Source organism: Jingyaoa shaoxingensis (assembly GCF_014385005.1).
GTDB lineage: Bacteria > Bacillota > Clostridia > Lachnospirales > Lachnospiraceae > Marvinbryantia > Marvinbryantia shaoxingensis.
The window spans coordinates 67,119-84,855 of record NZ_JACRSZ010000001.1; the positions used below are offsets into that span (position 1 = coordinate 67,119).

Sequence of the window (17,737 nt, forward strand, 5' to 3'; positions counted from 1 at the left end):
AAACGGTCCGTCATTTCATCATGAGCTTTTTTAATTTTTCGAGATCCTTCATATCCGGATGAGACAAAGCACAATCAAAATTTTTTATCAAAACATCAAGATTCGCCGGATGTTCTGGATTTTCTTTCATTTTTATATATCGATCACGTACAGATTGAGGCATTTTTCCCTGACACATATACTCACCGATGATAACATTACTTGAATCAATAGACTGTTTGACTTGTCCGAGAATCTTTTTAAAATATACATCACTTCCACCAAACCCAGCTGTTCCAAACAGAAATATCTTCTTATTTTTTAATTGAGATAACAATTCTAATGTCTTATTATCTGCATTCCCCTTGTCAGTCCAAAATCCGATATATAGCAAATCGGATTGCGGTACCTTTAATTCGTTCGCACCAAAATAATCACACTTATCTTTTGGTAACATTTCATAAATTGTATCAGCCAGTTTCTTAGTATTGCCTGTTAAACTACTGAATACTATCGAATAATTTTCCTGCTTCATACCTTGTTGCCTCCTCATATAATCAAGTGCTTTTTATTATACAGGATACTCTTTTTGTTTATTACTCTGTCAATATAATACATTTTTTTATCAATGCCGTTGTTATCCCACGCCATCCATTTCTGATTAATCTGACACTTAACTCGCACACTGCCGATGCTGTTACTGTACCTATACACACAAGTGCAATACTCTGCCAGCTGAATTCAGGCATTCCTACTGTATGTCTGATAAGATAGATTACCAAAGTATGGGTTACATATATCAGCATAGAACTCCGTCCGCACATCTCATACAGTTTCTTCATCCATTTTGTTTTCGGATAATCTTTGGCAAATATAAATGCCAGCAGGATCGCTGTCATATAAAGCAGCACGACAATGACTGCTCTCCAGCTATATGTATTAATCAGCTGCTCTCTGTTCCGTGCAGACAGGCATATTCCTGTAAGCATACATAAAACAGACAGAACTGTGCCACCTCTTTTCGCCAGATCTGTAAAATCGTACTTTTTCATTTTTGAATATCCCATATAAGCCATTGATCCACAGGCAAGTCCAGCTATAGCCCGAAAAAGCAGCAACGGAAGAAAAATTTCATTTTCTCCGATTTTCCAGTATGTCCCAATATTCAAGTACCCTTTGCATCGAATGATCGTTATATACCCACCTATTGCAATAAGAATCATACCGATTGATTCATATGTCTCTCTGTGCTTTTTTATATACCAGGATAAAATCAATGTTGCCCAAAGTTGTGCTGTAATAAACCAAAGCTGTCCGGATCCGTTTAACCATGTGACATCTTTGACTCCTTTTAAAATATTGGTCAAAAATAAAAGTTCATGAATATGATTAAACATTAACACGCCAATATTCTGTCTGGTTACCCAGGCTACCACGATACTCGTCGCAATAAAAGATACGATAATATATGGATAAAAGTTACTTATTTTATTCCATATCAAATGTGGTACACTTTCCTCTGGATGTTTTTCAATATGCGCCATTAGTAAAAAACCAGACAATATAAAGAAAAATTCTACGCCAAGACGAAAGTTAGTTTCAATCTCCCAAACTCTCAAAATATGGTATACCAAAATAGATACCGCAATCATGAATCGATATCCCTCTATCAGATATGATTTGCCCATTGACCTTCTCCCTTTTTTCTATCCTACCACTCAATCTGCTTTTGTTTACTTCTTTTCTTACAAGAATACATGCCAGTAGCTAAAAGAAAAGACTTCGTCCCATGCAAGCATAAGACGAAGCCTTGGTATTTACCGTCACATGGCTCATTGCCACTGCAAAGATTATCGTTTGCTGAACTGTGGAGCGCGACGAGCTGCTTTGAGACCGTATTTCTTACGTTCTTTCATACGTGGATCACGTGTTAAGAATCCTGCTTTCTTCAGAACTGGTCTGTACTCAGCGTCTGCCTGAAGTAATGCTCTTGAAATACCATGTCTGATAGCACCAGCCTGTCCTGTTGTACCACCACCATGAACGTTTACTAAAACGTCAAATTTATCTATTGTCTCTGTAGCTACCAGTGGCTGGCGAACGATAACTTTCAGTGTCTCCAGTCCAAGGTACTCATCGATATCTCTTTTATTAATTGTAATCTTACCTGTACCCGGTACAAGGTATACTCTTGCGATAGATTTTTTTCTTCTTCCGGTTCCATAATATTTAGTAGCCAATGTCATTTACCTCCTTCTTAAAATGTTAAAACTTCTGGCTTCTGAGCCTCATGTCCGTGCTCTGCACCAGCGTATACGTGAAGTTTTGTCATCATCTGTCTTCCGAGAGGTCCCTTTGGAAGCATTCCCTTAACAGCCAGTTCGATAACTCTTTCTGGTTTCTTGTTTAACATTTCACGTAAGGTGGTTTCTTTCATTCCGCCTACATAGTCTGAATGACGATAGTAGATCTTCTGATCCAGTTTCTTACCGGTAACTTTGATCTTATCAGCGTTGATTACGATTACATAATCACCTGTATCGATATGAGGTGTAAAGATTGCTTTATTTTTTCCACGTAATACTTTTGCTACTTCTGAAGACAGACGTCCTAATGTACATCCTGTAGCATCAACTACGTACCATTTTCTGTCAATTGTTGATGGGCTGGCCATAAATGTTTTCATTGGTTTTCCTCCTTGAATAATTAACCTGGCAATGCTGGAAAGTTACATCACCTGCTCTATCGTTAAACACCGTTACCGGGGCTTTGGTTTAGGCGTTAACATTCTTTGTCACACTGATTCATTATATTATACAGCTTTTCTCGTGTCAACAGTTTTTTTCTCGATTTTCACTGTTTTTTATATATCCCGTAATGTCTGTATTCTATACCTTAGATAGTACATAATTATAGATCTTCCGGTAAGTAGCTGCTGTGTAATGCAGGCCATCCACTGTCTTGAATTTTGTTTTCTTCAGATAGGAATTAGTATCAATGTAACGATCCGGAAATGCCGCTTTCAGTTTTTTATTAAAACGGTTAATGTCTTTATTGCTGACATAACCTGCCTTGTATTTTGCGTCAATTGGATTTACAGACATAAACCAGATCTGTGCATTCGGATAGCTGTTAACCAGTTTTCGGTAGCTGATAATATACTTTCGGATGTTGCCGTGGTCATTGACTCCAAAATTAATCACAACTGTTGCATTAGGATTCTTTTTCAATACTTTTTTCAGTCTCTTCTCAGCAGTAGTCAGATACCAGGAATGCCCCATTCCAACCTGTGCAATACATTTTTTACTGATTCCGAGTGCTGATCCAAGTCCGACTGTCCGTGAATCTCCTACCCAGTAATCCACTTTGCCTCTGACTTTTTTGTTTGATGCAGACGTAGAAGAAATTCTTCTTCCCTTTGCATCCACCTTATATTTTCCAACCGTTGTATTCACTGCCATCTGCCCTGTATTCGGTGAAAAATAGTAATAATAACCCGCTATCTTTTTCCAGCCGCTCTCCATTACACCTTTCGCCGAAAAATAATAATATTTTTTGGCAATCTGGACTTTTCCGGTGGCAGCGCTTCCAGATAGATTTTCTTTACTTTTCCACATGTAGTATGTATATTTTCCGATTTTCTGCCAGTCTGTCAACAGTCTGCCTTTCTGATCAAAGTAATATCTTCTGCCATTATGTGTTTTCCATCCCGTTTTCGCATAACCTGTTGAAGTAAAATAATAAATATTATTTTTCACCTTCAACCATTTCTTCTTCTCATATTTTTTGGTACGGTTATTATAATATCTCACGCCTTTCCTTGTTATCTCCAGTTTTCCGGATACTGCTTTTGATGACTGCATGACATTTTCCGGTGAGGCTGCCTGTCCGATTATGCCGGAAGATGCAAGCATTAGCATCAGACATACCAATATCCCCAATACATATTTTTTCTGCTTTCTCACAAATTATTCCTCCATTTCATTTGCAATATGTGACTCATCATCTAAAAAATTATACCATAAAAAAAAGGATGTCTCAACCCCTTTTCCAGAGTCAGACATCCTTTGTACTATATTTATTATCCTCTCTCTCTTGAGATCACATAATAAGGCACCGCTACAAATAAAATTCCACCAACCATATTTCCCAATGTTACAATTCCAAGGTTATAGAAAAATCCTCCCATGGTAATGGCTTTTCCCATCGGGTTCATCAGTCCGATAGATAAAAATGTCATGTTGGCAATACTATGTTCAAATCCGCAGGTTACAAATGTTCCAACGCAGCAGAAATTCATGAACATCTTTGCGCCTTCTGATTTCATCTTGGTACCACACCAGATAGCAATACATACCAAGATATTACAGAGGATTGCTTTCGCAAACAGATTAGCCGGTGTACCTGCCATCTTTCCCGCTGCTGCATTTGCAAAGAACTCTCCTACCGCTTCATTGCTGCTACAGATTCCAGTCATCGTAAAAAGTGCAGATGCGATCACTGAACCAATCAGGTTACCGATATAACAGACAATCCAAAGCTTCACAGTCTGTCCCCAGGTCACTGCTTTCTGCATGCTGGCAGATGCCATTACAAAGTTATTACCGGTAAACAGTTCCGCTCCTGCCATGGTAACAAAACATAAGCCTACCGAGAAAACGATCCCGCATACCAGTTTCTGTGCCGGCTGTCCCGTCAGACATCCACCTACAAATCCCATCAGAATACTGCCAAACCCAATATAAAGACCAGCCAATACAGATGCCAGAACATAAGCGAGCGGATTACCTTCCAACAGTTTTATTTTTCCCTTTGCCACATTCCCGACTGACTGATACTCCTCTTTAAACATATTACAATACCTCCCTTTTCCTTAAAAGCAAAAAGAAGACTGTTTCATACTATTTCTATGAAATCAGTCTCCTTTCTAATCTTAAAATCTCACGTACTTAAGTATTCCGCTTAGAACAATCCTGTTATCTTACCTGTCTCATCTACATCAATCTTCTCAGCTGCAGGTACTTTTGGAAGTCCCGGCATGGTCATGATCTCACCTGTGAGAGCTACGATAAATCCGGCTCCGGCACTGATCTTCAGATTTCTTACAGTTACTTCAAAGTCTGTAGGTGCGCCAAGCTTGGTCTGATCATCTGTTAAACTGTACTGTGTCTTAGCTACACAGATTGGGCAGTTACCGAATCCCATATCTGTTAACTGTTTTGCCTGCTTCTGTGCATTGGCTGTCAGCACCACTCTCTTACCGCCATAAATTTTCTGAACAATATCATTCAGCTTATCTTCAATGCTGGTTCCTTCCAGTTCATAAGAAAATGTGAAATCATTTGGCTGTTCAACCAGTCTGATCACTTCTTCTGCCAGAGCAATTCCGCCTTCGCCGCCCTTAGCCCATACTTCAGACAGTGCAACATTTACGCCCAGTTCTTTACATTTCTTTTCTACCAGATCCAGTTCAGCCTTAGTATCTGTAGGGAATGCATTAATGGCAACTACTGCAGGCAGCTTGTAAACATTGGTAATATTGCTTACATGTTTTAACAGGTTTGGAAGACCTTTTTCCAGAGCTTCCAGATTCTCATTGTTCAGATCTGCTTTTGGTACTCCACCATTGTATTTCAGAGCACGTACAGTTGCAACGATAACGACTGCACTTGGTTTTAATCCTGCCATACGGCACTTGATATCCAGGAATTTCTCTGCTCCAAGATCCGCACCGAAACCAGCCTCTGTGATTGCGTAATCAGCAAGCTTCAAAGCCATCTTCGTTGCTGTTACAGAGTTACATCCATGAGCAATGTTCGCAAATGGTCCACCGTGTACGATTGCAGGTACATGTTCCAGAGTCTGTACCAGGTTTGGCTTCAGAGCATCCTTCAGAAGTGCTGCCATAGCTCCCTGTGCATGCAAGTCACCAGCTGTTACTGGTTTCTGTTCTGCAACTTTACCATATGTATAACCGATAATAATTCTTGCCAGTCTGTTCTTCAGGTCTGTAATATCACTTGCCAGACACAGAACTGCCATAATCTCAGATGCTACTGTAATATCATAACCATCTTCTCTTGGCATACCGTTTGTCTTTCCGCCAAGTCCGTCTACTACATTTCTCAGCTGACGGTCATTCATATCCACACATCTTCTCCATGTGATCTTTCTAGGGTCAATATTCAGTGCATTTCCCTGGAAAATGTGGTTATCAATCATAGCTGCCAGCAGATTATTCGCTGCTCCGATTGCATGGAAATCACCGGTAAAATGAAGGTTGATATCTTCCATAGGTACTACCTGTGCATATCCACCGCCTGCTGCTCCGCCTTTTACACCAAATACAGGTCCAAGAGACGGTTCACGAAGTGCAACCATAACCTTTTTGCCCATCTTCTGCATAGCATCTGCCAGACCTACAGTTGTAGTCGTCTTACCCTCTCCTGCCGGTGTAGGGTTAATTGCTGTAACCAGAATCAATTTTCCATCTGGTGCATCACTTTCTTTTAATAAGTTGTAGTCGATTTTTGCTTTATACTTACCATATTGTTCCAGATATTTTTCATCAATACCTGCTTTTTCTGCAATTTCTGTGATTGGAGCCATTGTTGTCTCCTGTGCAATTTCGATGTCTGATTTGTATCCCATTGCGATTCCTCCATCCTTTTAATATGTTAAATATTTTTAGGCAAAAAAATGCTGCGCAAAACAAATAATCTGGTCTTCACCCCAAATTCTTACTTTACGCAGTAGCGGAAGCAATGCTATAACGCGACATGTCTGCCTTCGTTCACCAGAAGCCTTCCCATCTGATGACACTTGACGTACAGCATCTACTCTACTTATTAGCTATTCTTTCCTTATGCCTTGTATTATACTTAATTGTCTGCTTTTTGTCAATTATGTTTTGAAAATTTTCTGTACTTTTTCTCTAACTTTTCCCTGCTTTTTTCATACAAAATGTACTATTATACCATCCTTTATGATAATTAAATAACAAACATATTCAGTATTATACAAATCAAGGTTGCAAATGTCAACCCAGTATTTTTAAGAGAATGAGATTACTAATACACATATATAAAAGATCTCGTTCATGAAGCATTTTTTATTTCAAAAAACGTATTCCATGTAAAATAAAAAACAGTGGTGATGAACTGCTCCACCTGCCACTGCTTTTCAGCATTATATGACATAAAATATGTCAAGAACTCAAAAATATCAGTAAATAAAAACTACTTGTAACTGTAACTGCGGATAACAGGACTTGAACCTGCACCCTCTCGGACCAGAACCTAAATCTGGCGCGTCTGCCAATTCCGCCATATCCGCATAAAACTATAACAAGGCTATTGCTGTAAAACCCATATCATTCAGAATATCATCTTCTGATATGATAAAGACGCATCCAAACCGGATACGTCTCAATGAAGCATCGGGGATTCGAACCCCGGACAACTTGATTAAAAGTCAAGTGCTCTACCGACTGAGCTAATGCTCCTTAATATAAACTGGGCTAGCTGGATTCGAACCAGCGAATGCAGCAGTCAAAGTGCTGTGCCTTACCGCTTGGCGATAGCCCAATTGGTCGCCGTAACGGCAGGGTGGGTAAAGGGACTCGAACCCTTGGCCTCCAGAGCCACAATCTGGCGCGCTAGCCAACTGCGCCATACCCACCATACAACGTTCATGTATTCATGACGTCTACTTTACTTGATAAGCAAAGTAAAACGAGCCTGAAGGGATTCGAACCCCCGACCCACGGCTTAGAAGGCCGTTGCTCTATCCAGCTGAGCTACAGACTCATAAGCGGGTGATGGGAATCGAACCCACGTATCCAGCTTGGAAGGCTGGTGTTCTACCATTGAACTACACCCGCATCATCGGGGTGACAGGATTCGAACCTGCGACCTCCTGGTCCCAAACCAGGCGCTCTAGCCAAGCTGAGCCACACCCCGTAAGCACTTTTGTTTTAGCGCTTTCGTTTGACGCAAATAGAATTATATATTAGTCCACCCAAAATGTCAACAACTTTTTTCAACTTTTTTTGATTTTTTTCAAAAAAAACTGTAAACCCTTGATTTTACAGTGTTTTTGAGCCTTCTCTATCTGCTTTTTTCTATACATCCAAATATTTTATCTCAAAATCTGTCTCGCCATTCTCCTCCAGTTTCATAATTATGTAGCTTGGTTTTCTCCCCTCCTGTCTCGGATATGCCACACTCCCCGGGTTCACCAGAATGACTCCGCTGCGTTCTTCGATCTTTGGACGGTGTGTATGTCCATACAGAACAATATCGAAACCTCTGGCACATGCATCACTTCCCAACATTGCTGTATCCAGGGATACATAATAGTAATGTCCGTGGGTCAGTAAAATATGATGTCCACAGAGTTCCAATTCTTTTTCTTTTGGCAGATCTCCAAACATATCATTATTCCCGGCAACCATATCCATTGGACATTTCACCATTCGGATCAGCTTTTTCTGACTTCCTTCCACATCCCCCAAATGGATGACACGGTCAAATGTTCCTTCTTTTTTTAATATTTTCTCCACATTTTCATCTTTTCTATGCGTATCGCTTATTACCAAAATTCTCATGTATCTGCCTTTCTCACTCACGGGACATATATGCTTCCATTTTTTTCTTTATTTCGCGAAGGGCTTTTCCCCGATGACTTAATTCGTTCTTCTTCTCTGGCGTAACCTCTGCTGATGTGCATCCACATTCATCCAGCCAGAAAATCGGGTCATAGCCAAACCCGTTTTCTCCTGCAATATGATCTGCTATCCTGCCTTCCATTGTACAGCAGCTTGTTACCGCGCCCTGATCCGGAAACACTGCAGCAATTGCACAGACAAATCTTGCAGTCCGTTTTTCTGCCGGTACGTTCTCCAGGCGCTGCAGCAAAGCATTATTTTTTATATCATAGGACGTATGCTCGCCCATATACCGGGCAGAATAGATCCCCGGTTCTTTATTCAGATAGTCTATTTCCAGCCCGGAATCATCCGCCATAATTACATCATTGGGAAGAAGTCTGGATATTGCCCTAGCTTTGATCAGGGCATTTTCCAGAAAAGTCTTGCCATCTTCTACAATATCTGCCGACACTCCCGCCTCTTTCATAGACAAAATCGGAAGATCCAGATCTGACAGAATCATCCTGATCTCTCTCATTTTATCTTTATTTCCTGTTGCAAATACAATTCTTTCTGGTTTCATTTTTTCTCTCCTGTATACAGCTTCATACACACATTACAACCGTACTCCGTCTCTGTTCCGGTCCATTTGGCTCCGTTGTGGCTGATGTAACCATCTCCATCTGATATATCCGCTTCTCTGGTTGCTTCATCCGCCGCATATTCTGTCGCAACCGGATAGGATTCTCCTGGTGTATGAATTTTTATCACTACGGCATATTTTTTCTGTGCTTCCATCTCAACAGTTCTGTCCAGCTGCACCGTATAATATCCTGCATTTTCCAGTTTTCCTGATGCCTGTACTTCTCCAAGAAGGGCATTCGACAGATCTTTTTCTCCGTCCATTACGGTAATACTGTACTCTGTATCCGGGCCAACAGCATAAAATCCCACCGCTTCTATATTTTCCTCTCGTTCCGCTTTAAATATATTGGAAAAATAGCAGGTTCCATCTCCGTATCCCAGCTGGCCAACCCAGCCACACAGATCTGTCTGATACAGATGGTCATAATTGTCTGTACTTTCAATATCCGTATATGCAATCGTATTACGGCCTATATTGGCATCTTCATAGGAAACGTAAAAAATCCCATCTTCACCAAATTCTGTTCCCCAGCTGTTCTGGCAGATAAAAGCTCCGTCCTTGTCTGTGTGCAGATTAAACTTTTCTGCCGGATAGTTGTCATCCCATCCTATGATAATAATATCATGATTGGCTTTTTTCTCTCCAGGATAATTATACGACATATTCAGCTGATTGTAATATACGGAAGACGAAAATGCATTTTCCATATCCATATAGATCGATGACTGCACCGCCCCGTATTGGTATACTGTCTTTTTTATCGCAGTATAATCTTTTTCCTCCAACATCTGCATTTCCTGTACATGCCTCACCGCTGACAAAGAAGTATCCGACACTCCATCTCCATAGGGATCATCTTTTTCCAGGACAGGACCCTGCCAGCCGGCAAGATATGCCATCACCATCGTATAGTCTCCACCATCATTCTGTTCCCTGGAAAATGAATTCAAAAGTGACATATGATCTGCTGAGAACACCAGTTTTTCCTGTGGTTTGAGTACCGATTCCAGTGCAGAAGATGCCGCTACTGCCCAGCAGGTTCCAAGAGATCCCTGATTTTTCACTTCCGGAGCCTTCTGCTTCTGCCTCAGATCATATACCCCCGGCAGTGGTACCTGTTCTTCTGTTATAACCTTTTCCCGGTAAACAACGGTTCCCCTGTCATTTTCCTTCAGGGATATTCTAAGCTGTACACCCAGCCCGCAACACAGGACTGCCAGTACAATAGCAAACAGCTTTTCTACTTGTCTGATTTTCATTTATCCTTTAGTCTTGGCGGCTTCGGACCCTGAAACTGATAAAAATAGGTCTTCATCATTCCATTATAGATCTTTCTGTTCTTATCCGCCTTCTTTCCTATGTATTTTTCTGCATCTTCATATGCAGTAATCACGTATTCTGACCAGCAGTCCAGTCTTGCAAACGCTTCTCCGATCTCTCGATAGAGTTGTGGAAGATTCTTTTTTTCTTCAATTCTTTCCCCGTATGGTGGATTGGTAATCACAAATCCATACCTTTTCGGATGATTCAGTTCGGAAACCGGTCTCTGCTGGAAATGAATCAAATGATCCACTCCTGCCATTTTTGCATTCTCCCTGGCCGCTTTCACTACATTTGGATCAATATCATACCCTTGAATATCTGTATCTACATGCAGATCCAAAACATCATGTGCCTCATCCATCACATCATACCATGTCTTCTTTGGAATCAGGTTCGTCCACCTGTCAGCTAGAAAACTCCTGTTCATTCCCGGTGCCATATTTGCTGCAATCATGGCAGCTTCTATGGGGAATGTACCACTTCCACAGAATGGATCCACTAAAATACGGTTCTTTTTCCACGGTGTAAAAAGAATCAGAGCAGATGCCAGTGTCTCTGTAATCGGAGCCTTACTGGTCAGTTTCCGGTATCCCCGTTTATGAAGTGATTCTCCGGATGTATCCAGCCCGATCACTGCCTCGTCTTTCATAAAAGTCACTCTCACCGGATAGGATGCACCATCTTCTGTAAACCATTCTTTATGATATACTTTTTTCAGTCTCTCTACCATTGCCTTCTTCATAATTGACTGAATATCTGACGGACTGAACAGCTTGCTTTTAATGGATGTTGCTTTTGCCACCCAGAATTTGCCATCCTCCGGGATATATTTTTCCCATGGAAGTGCCCTGGTTCCTTCAAACAGTTCATCAAAGGTCTCTGCATGAACTGTCCCGATTTTGATCAGGATTCGTTCTGCTGACCGTAAAAATACATTTGCATAACAGACTGCTTCCATGTCACCAATAAACGTAATTTTCCCATCTTCTACCCTGCTGACATCATAGCCGAGATCCTGTATTTCTCTTTTCAATACTGCTTCCATGCCAAAATGACACGGTGCAATTAATTCTATTCTCTCCATACGAAAGGATTTCCTCCATTTTCTTTCCGGCTTTTGCTTTACTCTTTATATTACGTTTCTATCTGCCCATCTGTCAATACGTCTCTGTCATTTTTCCGCGATAGGCATGAATCCCACCTGCCATGGCATTTACCCGTATTCCTTTTTCTGCCAGTTCTTTTGCCACTGCAAAACTGGTTGGACCTCTCTCGCAGTATAACACCAGTTTCTTTTTTGCAGTCACTATAGCAAATTCACGGCTCCTCTCATACTCTTTCCACTCTCTGTAAGGAATATTTACAGCTCCCACTATATGTCGCGCTGCAAATTCTTTCCTATCCCTCAGGTCAATAATCACACTTTCCTCATCCTGTACAAAACGTTCAATCTCACCTGGCGCTATCATCGCAAAGTTCATTTCTTCTTCCCTCTCCCTATATAATCTTTTCTACTATCAGCATATGAATTTCTTACTGAAAGGTCAAAAAAGCCTGTCCGCAACAGACAGGCTTTTTCCAGAGAGTTTAGTACTCGTCCCTCTCCTCCATATCCTCATCATTTCTGTTTTTGTAAGAACTGTTTGTCTTATTCTTCTCAGAATACTGATTCTTTCCGCAGTTTGTAGTATTAGATTCTGCTTTATTACCACTCACTGTGTTCTTATTCTGAAGATTTTTATTCTTTGTCATCACAAATACCTCCTAAAAATATTAATTTTTTATTACGGTATTTATTATTTCTTAATACTTCCAAAATATGTATTGCAATTTTTACCAAATTATATTATAATGCATTTTGTAAGAGTTACCACTCTTACAACCCCTTATTAATTATTTATACTCCCCTCGAGACAGTCGGTAGCTCCCCTACCGGCTGTCTCATTTTTTATTTCTAAGAAAAGTACATACTGTAACTTGATTTCTATTTTCATCTGCATTATACTAAAATATGGTTTGCAATGTTTTGCCTATTAGGGCAAAGTCTCATTGTAGCAATTTATAAAGGGAGAGTATATTTATATGAGAAAAACATGGAAGTTTGCGCTTCTTATTGCAATTAGTTCCACGTTTCTTCTAACAGGATGCAGACGACAGCCTGTTGAAACAGAATCTGAAACGCAATCCGAAACGCTTACAGAGAAAGCTACAGAAAAACAGACAGAAAAAGTTACTGAAAAAGCAACGGAAAAACAGACAGAAAAGCAGACGGAAAAACAGGCAGAAACTACCTCTGCAAGCAAGAAAACGGATCAGTCTACACAAAAAACGTCTGTAGCTCCAAGTGAAACAAATTCAACAGAGCAGGGAGGCTCTTCGGACAGTTCTTCTACTCAGATCTGTCCATACTGCTATCAGAGCTTCAGTACTGTCCAGAATGCTGACGGTACGTCTGAATACTCCACACATTATGCGCAGGAAAAGGCATATGCTGATATGTATGGAATCCAGCCATCCAGCGATGCTTCTGACTCCGGTGATGATATCAACACAGATTCTGACAGTTCATCCGGATCCGATGACAGTTCTTACAGTAACTCAGATTATAACAGTGGCTACGCATCTGATCAGTGTCCTTACTGCGGACAATGGTTCTCCACTGCTCCTGATGAATCTGGCTATTCGCCTTATGGCGAGCATCTGGCAGCTGAATCCGCTTATGCAGCCGCTTCTGCTGCTCAACAGGGTCAACAATATCAAGAATGTCCTTATTGCGGACAATGGTTAGATCCGGCCACTTATCAGGATCATGTGACCAATCTTTATTAATATTGCCTGCAAAAAAAGAATGTGCCGCGGCACATTCTTTTTTTGTATTAAACCAGAAAATCTCTTAAACGTTTGCTTCTGGACGGATGTCTCAGCTTTCTGAGAGCTTTTGCCTCAATCTGTCTGATTCTCTCTCTGGTTACATTAAATTCTTTTCCCACTTCTTCCAGTGTACGGGCACGTCCGTCAATCAGTCCAAAACGTAACTGTACCACCTGTCTCTCTCTGTCTGTCAAAGACTCCAGTGCCGTGCTTAATTCCTCTCTCAGCATAGAGAATGCGGCAGAATCTGCAGGTGATAATGCAGAATCATCCTCAATAAAATCTCCCAGATGGCTGTCATCCTCCTCACCAATCGGGGTATCCAGCGATACCGGATCTCTGGAAATCTTCAACACTTCTCTGACCCGCGCCACCGGCACGCCCAATCTGTCTGCCACTTCCTCCGGGGTCGGTTCACGTCCCAGTTCCTGTAAAAGTGTTCTGGTCATGCGAAGTGTCTTATTGATAGTCTCTACCATATGCACCGGCACACGGATTGTTCTTCCTGTATCCGCAATTCCTCTGGTAATTGCCTGTCTGATCCACCATGTTGCATACGTACTGAATTTAAATCCCTTAGAATAATCGAACTTATCTACTGCTTTCATCAGTCCCATATTCCCTTCCTGAATCAGATCCAGAAACGGCATTCCACGACCTACATACTTCTTGGCAATACTTACCACCAGTCTTAAGTTCGCTTCTATCAACTGCTTCTTTGCACTTTCATCTCCCGCCTCCACGCGCTGTGCCAGTGCCACTTCCTCTTCGGTGGAAAGCAACGGTACATTACCAATCTCTTTCAGATACATACGTACCGGATCTTCCGTGCTGACGCCTTCCAGTACATCTGCATCGTCAATGATCTCCACCTCATCCTCGTCGCTGAGAATCATCTCATCGTCGGTATCCAGCAGCAGTTCTGTTGTATCTTCCACATTGTCATCCTGAAGAACATCAATGTTATTCTTTTCCAGATATTCCAGAATCAGATCCATCTTCTCTTCATTGATCGGCATAGACGCAAATGCATCATTGACCTGCTTATAGGTCAGCACATTTTTCTTAGTCTTGGCATCCTCAACTAATTTTGTAAGTATTTTCGTGAACTGTTCCTGTAATTCATCCATAAATTACCAAATCTCCTCTCAAGGTAATCTTCGGGCCACCTTTATGTTCTATATACTCTCTGGTAATTGTTACTTTACCAATATTATCATCTTTTGGAATTTCATACATAATATCCAGCATGATTTCCTCAATAATTGCCCTAAGCGCTCTGGCACCGGTCTTTCTCTCCAGTGCTTTTTCAGCAATTGCCTCCAGCGCTCCATCCTCAAACTCCAGCTTTACTTCATCCAGTGCCAGCAGCTTCTGATACTGTTTTAAAATCGCATTTTTCGGCTCTTTTAAAATCTTGACCAGCATTTCCTTGTCCAGTCCCTTCAGGGTAAATATAATCGGCAGTCGTCCGATAAATTCCGGGATCATTCCAAAATTGCGAATATCCTCAATGGTTACCTTCTCCAGAAGGTTCGGGTCACTGTTATATTTATCCTTCAGGTCTGCCTGAAATCCCATAGAAGACTGCCTGTTCAGTCTCTCTTTTATAATGTCTTCCAGACCTGGAAAAGCACCTCCACAAATAAACAGAATGTTCCTGGTATTGACTGTCTCTAACGGGACCATGGCATTTTTACTGTTGGACCCTACAGGGACCTCCACTTCACTGCCTTCTAAAAGTTTTAACATTCCCTGCTGAACAGACTCACCGCTGACATCACGCTGATTTGTGTTCTTCTTTTTTGCAATCTTATCTATTTCATCGATAAAGATGATCCCCTGCTCTGCCTTCTGCACATCATTCCCTGCTGCTGCAAGCAGCTTGGAAACAACACTTTCGATGTCATCACCAATATATCCTGCCTCAGTCAGTGATGTAGCATCTGCAATAGCCAGTGGAACATCCAGAAGTTTTGCCAGTGTCTTCACCAGATAAGTCTTGCCACATCCTGTTGGTCCTATCATTAACATATTGGACTTCTCAATCTCAATATCATCCATAGTACCTGTGGCAACTCTCTTATAGTGATTATAAACTGCAACTGATATCACTTTCTTGGCATATTCCTGCCCGATCACATATTCATCTAACTTCTCTTTAATCTTATGAGGTGCAGGAACAGACTTTAGATCCGGTACAGGTGCTGATTTTTTCTTCTTGACTTTCTGTCTCTGTGGTATCTGACTGGTCAGATCTGACATATTAATCATCTGCATATTCGGGAATTTCTTTGACATCTCCATCAGTTCCTGATACGTATTCGCATCCATCTTGCTCATACTATCAAAAGACTTCTGCATACAGTCCGGGCAAATACACATATTCGGCATCAGTTCAATCATCTTGCCCGCCTTACTCTCTGGTCTATGACAGATGCAGCAAACTTTCTCATATTCGTCAGTATCCGTCTCAGCAGGTGATGTCACCTCTTCCTTACTCATATCTTCTGTCTTATTTTCTTCTGACACGTATTTTTCTCCTTTATTGATGCATATATTATGCATACTGAACCCATAATAAGCAATATTAACACAAAATTCTTTTTTGTACAAGTAGAAATTAAGAAAAGAATCTCGTGAAGTGTTTTTTCATGTAGAAATGGCGTTCCCCATATGATAAAAAGCCATGGGATTTTGATATGCCCCATGGCCTTTTACTGTACTGGTACAGTTATTTGCAGTATAATGTACTAGAATCCAAAGTAACGGAACAAGTCACCCAGTCCCCCATATTCATCAGAATATGGTATCTGGCTTCTTCCTCCGAAATCATACCAGTTCTCTCCATATGGATCCTGATTGTACTGGTCTCCTTCATCCGGATAGCTGTCATTTCCGCCGCTCTCGTCACTTTCTTCTTCATTATCCTCGAAATCACTGTCTTCCTGTGCAGACTTTCCACTGTCCGTCAAATCTGCTTTGCTTCCAAGTGTTACCTCTATCACTTTTTCTTCGTATCCATTGTCACCGTTACGTTTCACAGTTACTAAAACAGTCTCGCCGGCTTCATAATACTGCATACGATCCAGAAGTTCACTTTTGGAGCTGATACCTGTTTTATCCAGTTTCACAATGATATCACCTTCCCGGATTCCAGCTTCTTTTGCTGCACTGTTATCTGTCAACTGGTATACAAACGCCCCTGTTGGAATATTATAGATCTGTCTGGCTTCTTCTGATACATCCACTGGAATCAGTCCAAGGGCTCCTGCTTTATCTGCATCTACCTTCACTCTGGTAGTCTGATCCATCAGGTCTTCAATAATCGGCTGTGCAGTATTCACCGGAATGGCATATCCCATACCCTCTACACCAGTCTCTGCTGCCTTAGCAGAATTGATACCGATCAGTTCTCCCTTAAGATTCAGCAGTGCTCCACCGCTGTTACCAAAGTTAATTGCCGCATCTGTCTGGATCATATGATTACTCACCACACCATTATTCGTAGAAACAGAAATCTCCCTGTCCAGTGCACTGATAATTCCGAAAGTAACCGACTGTCCATATCCGAGAGCATTGCCGATTGCCACTGCATACTCTCCAACCTGAATTTCATCCGAATCACCCATCTGGACAATCCGTATCTTTCCGGCCACATCCTCACTGATGTCACTCAAATTCACTGCTATTACTGCCAGATCCCATGTAGAATCTGTTCCCTTCACCTGTGCCGGAACCAGTTTTTCATCTTCATCTGCATCCACACTGAAGCATACTGTCAATTCTTCCGCACCGTCTACTACATGCTGATTGGTGGCGATCAGAAGCTCTGTATCATTTTTTCCTACGATAATGCCTGAACCTGTGCTTTCACTGTCCATCTGATACTCTGCACCAAAATAACTGATCGTCTCTACTCCCACATTGGTGATCGCAACGATTGACGGCATTACATTCTCTGCTACAGCAGAAATATCTGGCATGGATGTCTGCTCTTTCTCATTCATGAGATCTGTCTGTCTGATCAAGTTCCCGATTTTACTGTCGGCTGCACTAACTTTCTGTTCTTTGCTTTCTGTCTGTTGTTCTTCCGTCTCCGTCTCAGTCTCTTCGGTCTGTCTCTTAGAAAAATCTGATCCGATCTTTATACGTTCACTTTCCTGTGCGCCATCTGCATAAACAGTAATGCTTCCTGCGGAAGTTGTCATCATGCAGGCTGCTATCATCCATGCGGCTATCATACGCAGATACTTTTTCCTGTGCAT

17 protein-coding genes, 7 tRNA genes and 1 riboswitch are annotated in these 17,737 nt (G+C 41.3%); of the genes, 1 reads left to right on the top strand and 23 read right to left on the bottom strand.

The window, feature by feature from the left end; genetic code table 11:
* Positions 1-10: 10 nt before the first annotated feature.
* From bilS to H8716_RS00405, 20 genes are all read right to left on the bottom strand, one after another.
* The gene (bilS, locus tag H8716_RS00310) at positions 11-514 is read right to left on the bottom strand and encodes a flavodoxin family protein BilS (protein ID WP_249306370.1); all 504 of its coding nucleotides are present in this window, start codon (positions 512-514) and stop codon (positions 11-13) included.
* A 61-nt stretch (positions 515-575) separates the two neighbouring features.
* On the bottom strand, positions 576-1,667 hold the full coding sequence (locus H8716_RS00315) for an acyltransferase family protein (protein WP_249306373.1): 1,092 nt from the start codon (positions 1,665-1,667) through the stop codon (positions 576-578).
* Positions 1,668-1,829: 162 nt separating this feature from the next.
* Positions 1,830-2,219, bottom strand: a complete 390-nt coding sequence (rpsI, locus tag H8716_RS00320; RefSeq protein ID WP_249306376.1) for a 30S ribosomal protein S9 — start codon at positions 2,217-2,219, stop codon at positions 1,830-1,832.
* 17 nt (positions 2,220-2,236) lie between these two features.
* Positions 2,237-2,665 (bottom strand): 50S ribosomal protein L13, encoded by a 429-nt coding sequence (gene rplM, locus H8716_RS00325; RefSeq protein WP_249306379.1) that lies wholly within the window; start codon positions 2,663-2,665, stop codon positions 2,237-2,239.
* A gap of 202 nt (positions 2,666-2,867) precedes the next feature.
* Positions 2,868-3,944 (bottom strand): hypothetical protein, encoded by a 1,077-nt coding sequence (locus tag H8716_RS00330; protein ID WP_249306382.1) that lies wholly within the window; start codon positions 3,942-3,944, stop codon positions 2,868-2,870.
* A 116-nt stretch (positions 3,945-4,060) separates the two neighbouring features.
* A complete protein-coding gene (locus H8716_RS00335) occupies positions 4,061-4,831 on the bottom strand; it encodes a formate/nitrite transporter family protein (protein ID WP_249306385.1) in 771 nt (256 codons plus the stop codon).
* Positions 4,832-4,941: 110 nt separating this feature from the next.
* On the bottom strand, positions 4,942-6,630 hold the full coding sequence (locus H8716_RS00340) for a formate--tetrahydrofolate ligase (RefSeq protein WP_249306387.1): 1,689 nt from the start codon (positions 6,628-6,630) through the stop codon (positions 4,942-4,944).
* A gap of 100 nt (positions 6,631-6,730) precedes the next feature.
* A riboswitch (THF riboswitch) is annotated at positions 6,731-6,825 on the bottom strand.
* A gap of 409 nt (positions 6,826-7,234) precedes the next feature.
* Positions 7,235-7,314, bottom strand: a tRNA-Leu gene (locus H8716_RS00345).
* Between the two features lie 96 nt (positions 7,315-7,410).
* Positions 7,411-7,483: transfer RNA gene (locus H8716_RS00350), tRNA-Lys, on the bottom strand.
* Positions 7,484-7,493: 10 nt separating this feature from the next.
* Positions 7,494-7,565, bottom strand: a tRNA-Gln gene (locus H8716_RS00355).
* Positions 7,566-7,585: 20 nt separating this feature from the next.
* A tRNA-His gene (locus H8716_RS00360) sits at positions 7,586-7,659 on the bottom strand.
* 54 nt (positions 7,660-7,713) lie between these two features.
* Positions 7,714-7,787: transfer RNA gene (locus tag H8716_RS00365), tRNA-Arg, on the bottom strand.
* A 3-nt stretch (positions 7,788-7,790) separates the two neighbouring features.
* A tRNA-Gly gene (locus H8716_RS00370) sits at positions 7,791-7,861 on the bottom strand.
* A 4-nt stretch (positions 7,862-7,865) separates the two neighbouring features.
* A tRNA-Pro gene (locus tag H8716_RS00375) sits at positions 7,866-7,940 on the bottom strand.
* A 161-nt stretch (positions 7,941-8,101) separates the two neighbouring features.
* The gene (locus tag H8716_RS00380) at positions 8,102-8,587 is read right to left on the bottom strand and encodes a metallophosphoesterase family protein (protein WP_249306388.1); all 486 of its coding nucleotides are present in this window, start codon (positions 8,585-8,587) and stop codon (positions 8,102-8,104) included.
* A gap of 13 nt (positions 8,588-8,600) precedes the next feature.
* The gene (rdgB, locus tag H8716_RS00385) at positions 8,601-9,212 is read right to left on the bottom strand and encodes an RdgB/HAM1 family non-canonical purine NTP pyrophosphatase (protein ID WP_249306390.1); all 612 of its coding nucleotides are present in this window, start codon (positions 9,210-9,212) and stop codon (positions 8,601-8,603) included.
* Complete coding sequence (locus tag H8716_RS00390; RefSeq protein WP_249306392.1) at positions 9,209-10,534, bottom strand: lectin like domain-containing protein; 1,326 nt, start codon at positions 10,532-10,534, stop codon at positions 9,209-9,211. Before H8716_RS00390 ends, rdgB begins: the two co-directional genes overlap by 4 nt.
* Positions 10,531-11,682, bottom strand: a complete 1,152-nt coding sequence (locus tag H8716_RS00395) for a THUMP domain-containing class I SAM-dependent RNA methyltransferase (protein WP_249306394.1) — start codon at positions 11,680-11,682, stop codon at positions 10,531-10,533. Before H8716_RS00395 ends, H8716_RS00390 begins: the two co-directional genes overlap by 4 nt.
* 73 nt (positions 11,683-11,755) lie before the next feature.
* Entirely contained in the window at positions 11,756-12,079 is a 324-nt protein-coding gene (locus H8716_RS00400) for a rhodanese-like domain-containing protein (protein ID WP_249306395.1), read from the bottom strand.
* A gap of 106 nt (positions 12,080-12,185) precedes the next feature.
* Positions 12,186-12,350, bottom strand: coding sequence for a hypothetical protein (locus H8716_RS00405; protein WP_249306397.1), 165 nt, complete (start codon positions 12,348-12,350; stop codon positions 12,186-12,188).
* 330 nt (positions 12,351-12,680) lie between these two features.
* On the opposite strand from H8716_RS00405, the gene H8716_RS00410 reads away from it, so the two are divergent.
* Complete coding sequence (locus tag H8716_RS00410; protein WP_249306399.1) at positions 12,681-13,427, top strand: hypothetical protein; 747 nt, start codon at positions 12,681-12,683, stop codon at positions 13,425-13,427.
* A gap of 47 nt (positions 13,428-13,474) precedes the next feature.
* On the opposite strand, the gene rpoD is transcribed toward H8716_RS00410, so the two are convergent.
* The 3 genes from rpoD to H8716_RS00425 form a co-directional block, all read right to left on the bottom strand.
* On the bottom strand, positions 13,475-14,599 hold the full coding sequence (rpoD, locus tag H8716_RS00415; protein ID WP_249306400.1) for an RNA polymerase sigma factor RpoD: 1,125 nt from the start codon (positions 14,597-14,599) through the stop codon (positions 13,475-13,477).
* Positions 14,592-15,974, bottom strand: coding sequence for an ATP-dependent Clp protease ATP-binding subunit ClpX (clpX, locus tag H8716_RS00420; RefSeq protein ID WP_249307195.1), 1,383 nt, complete (start codon positions 15,972-15,974; stop codon positions 14,592-14,594). Before clpX ends, rpoD begins: the two co-directional genes overlap by 8 nt.
* Positions 15,975-16,222: 248 nt before the next feature.
* Positions 16,223-17,737, bottom strand: a complete 1,515-nt coding sequence (locus H8716_RS00425; RefSeq protein ID WP_249306402.1) for a S1C family serine protease — start codon at positions 17,735-17,737, stop codon at positions 16,223-16,225.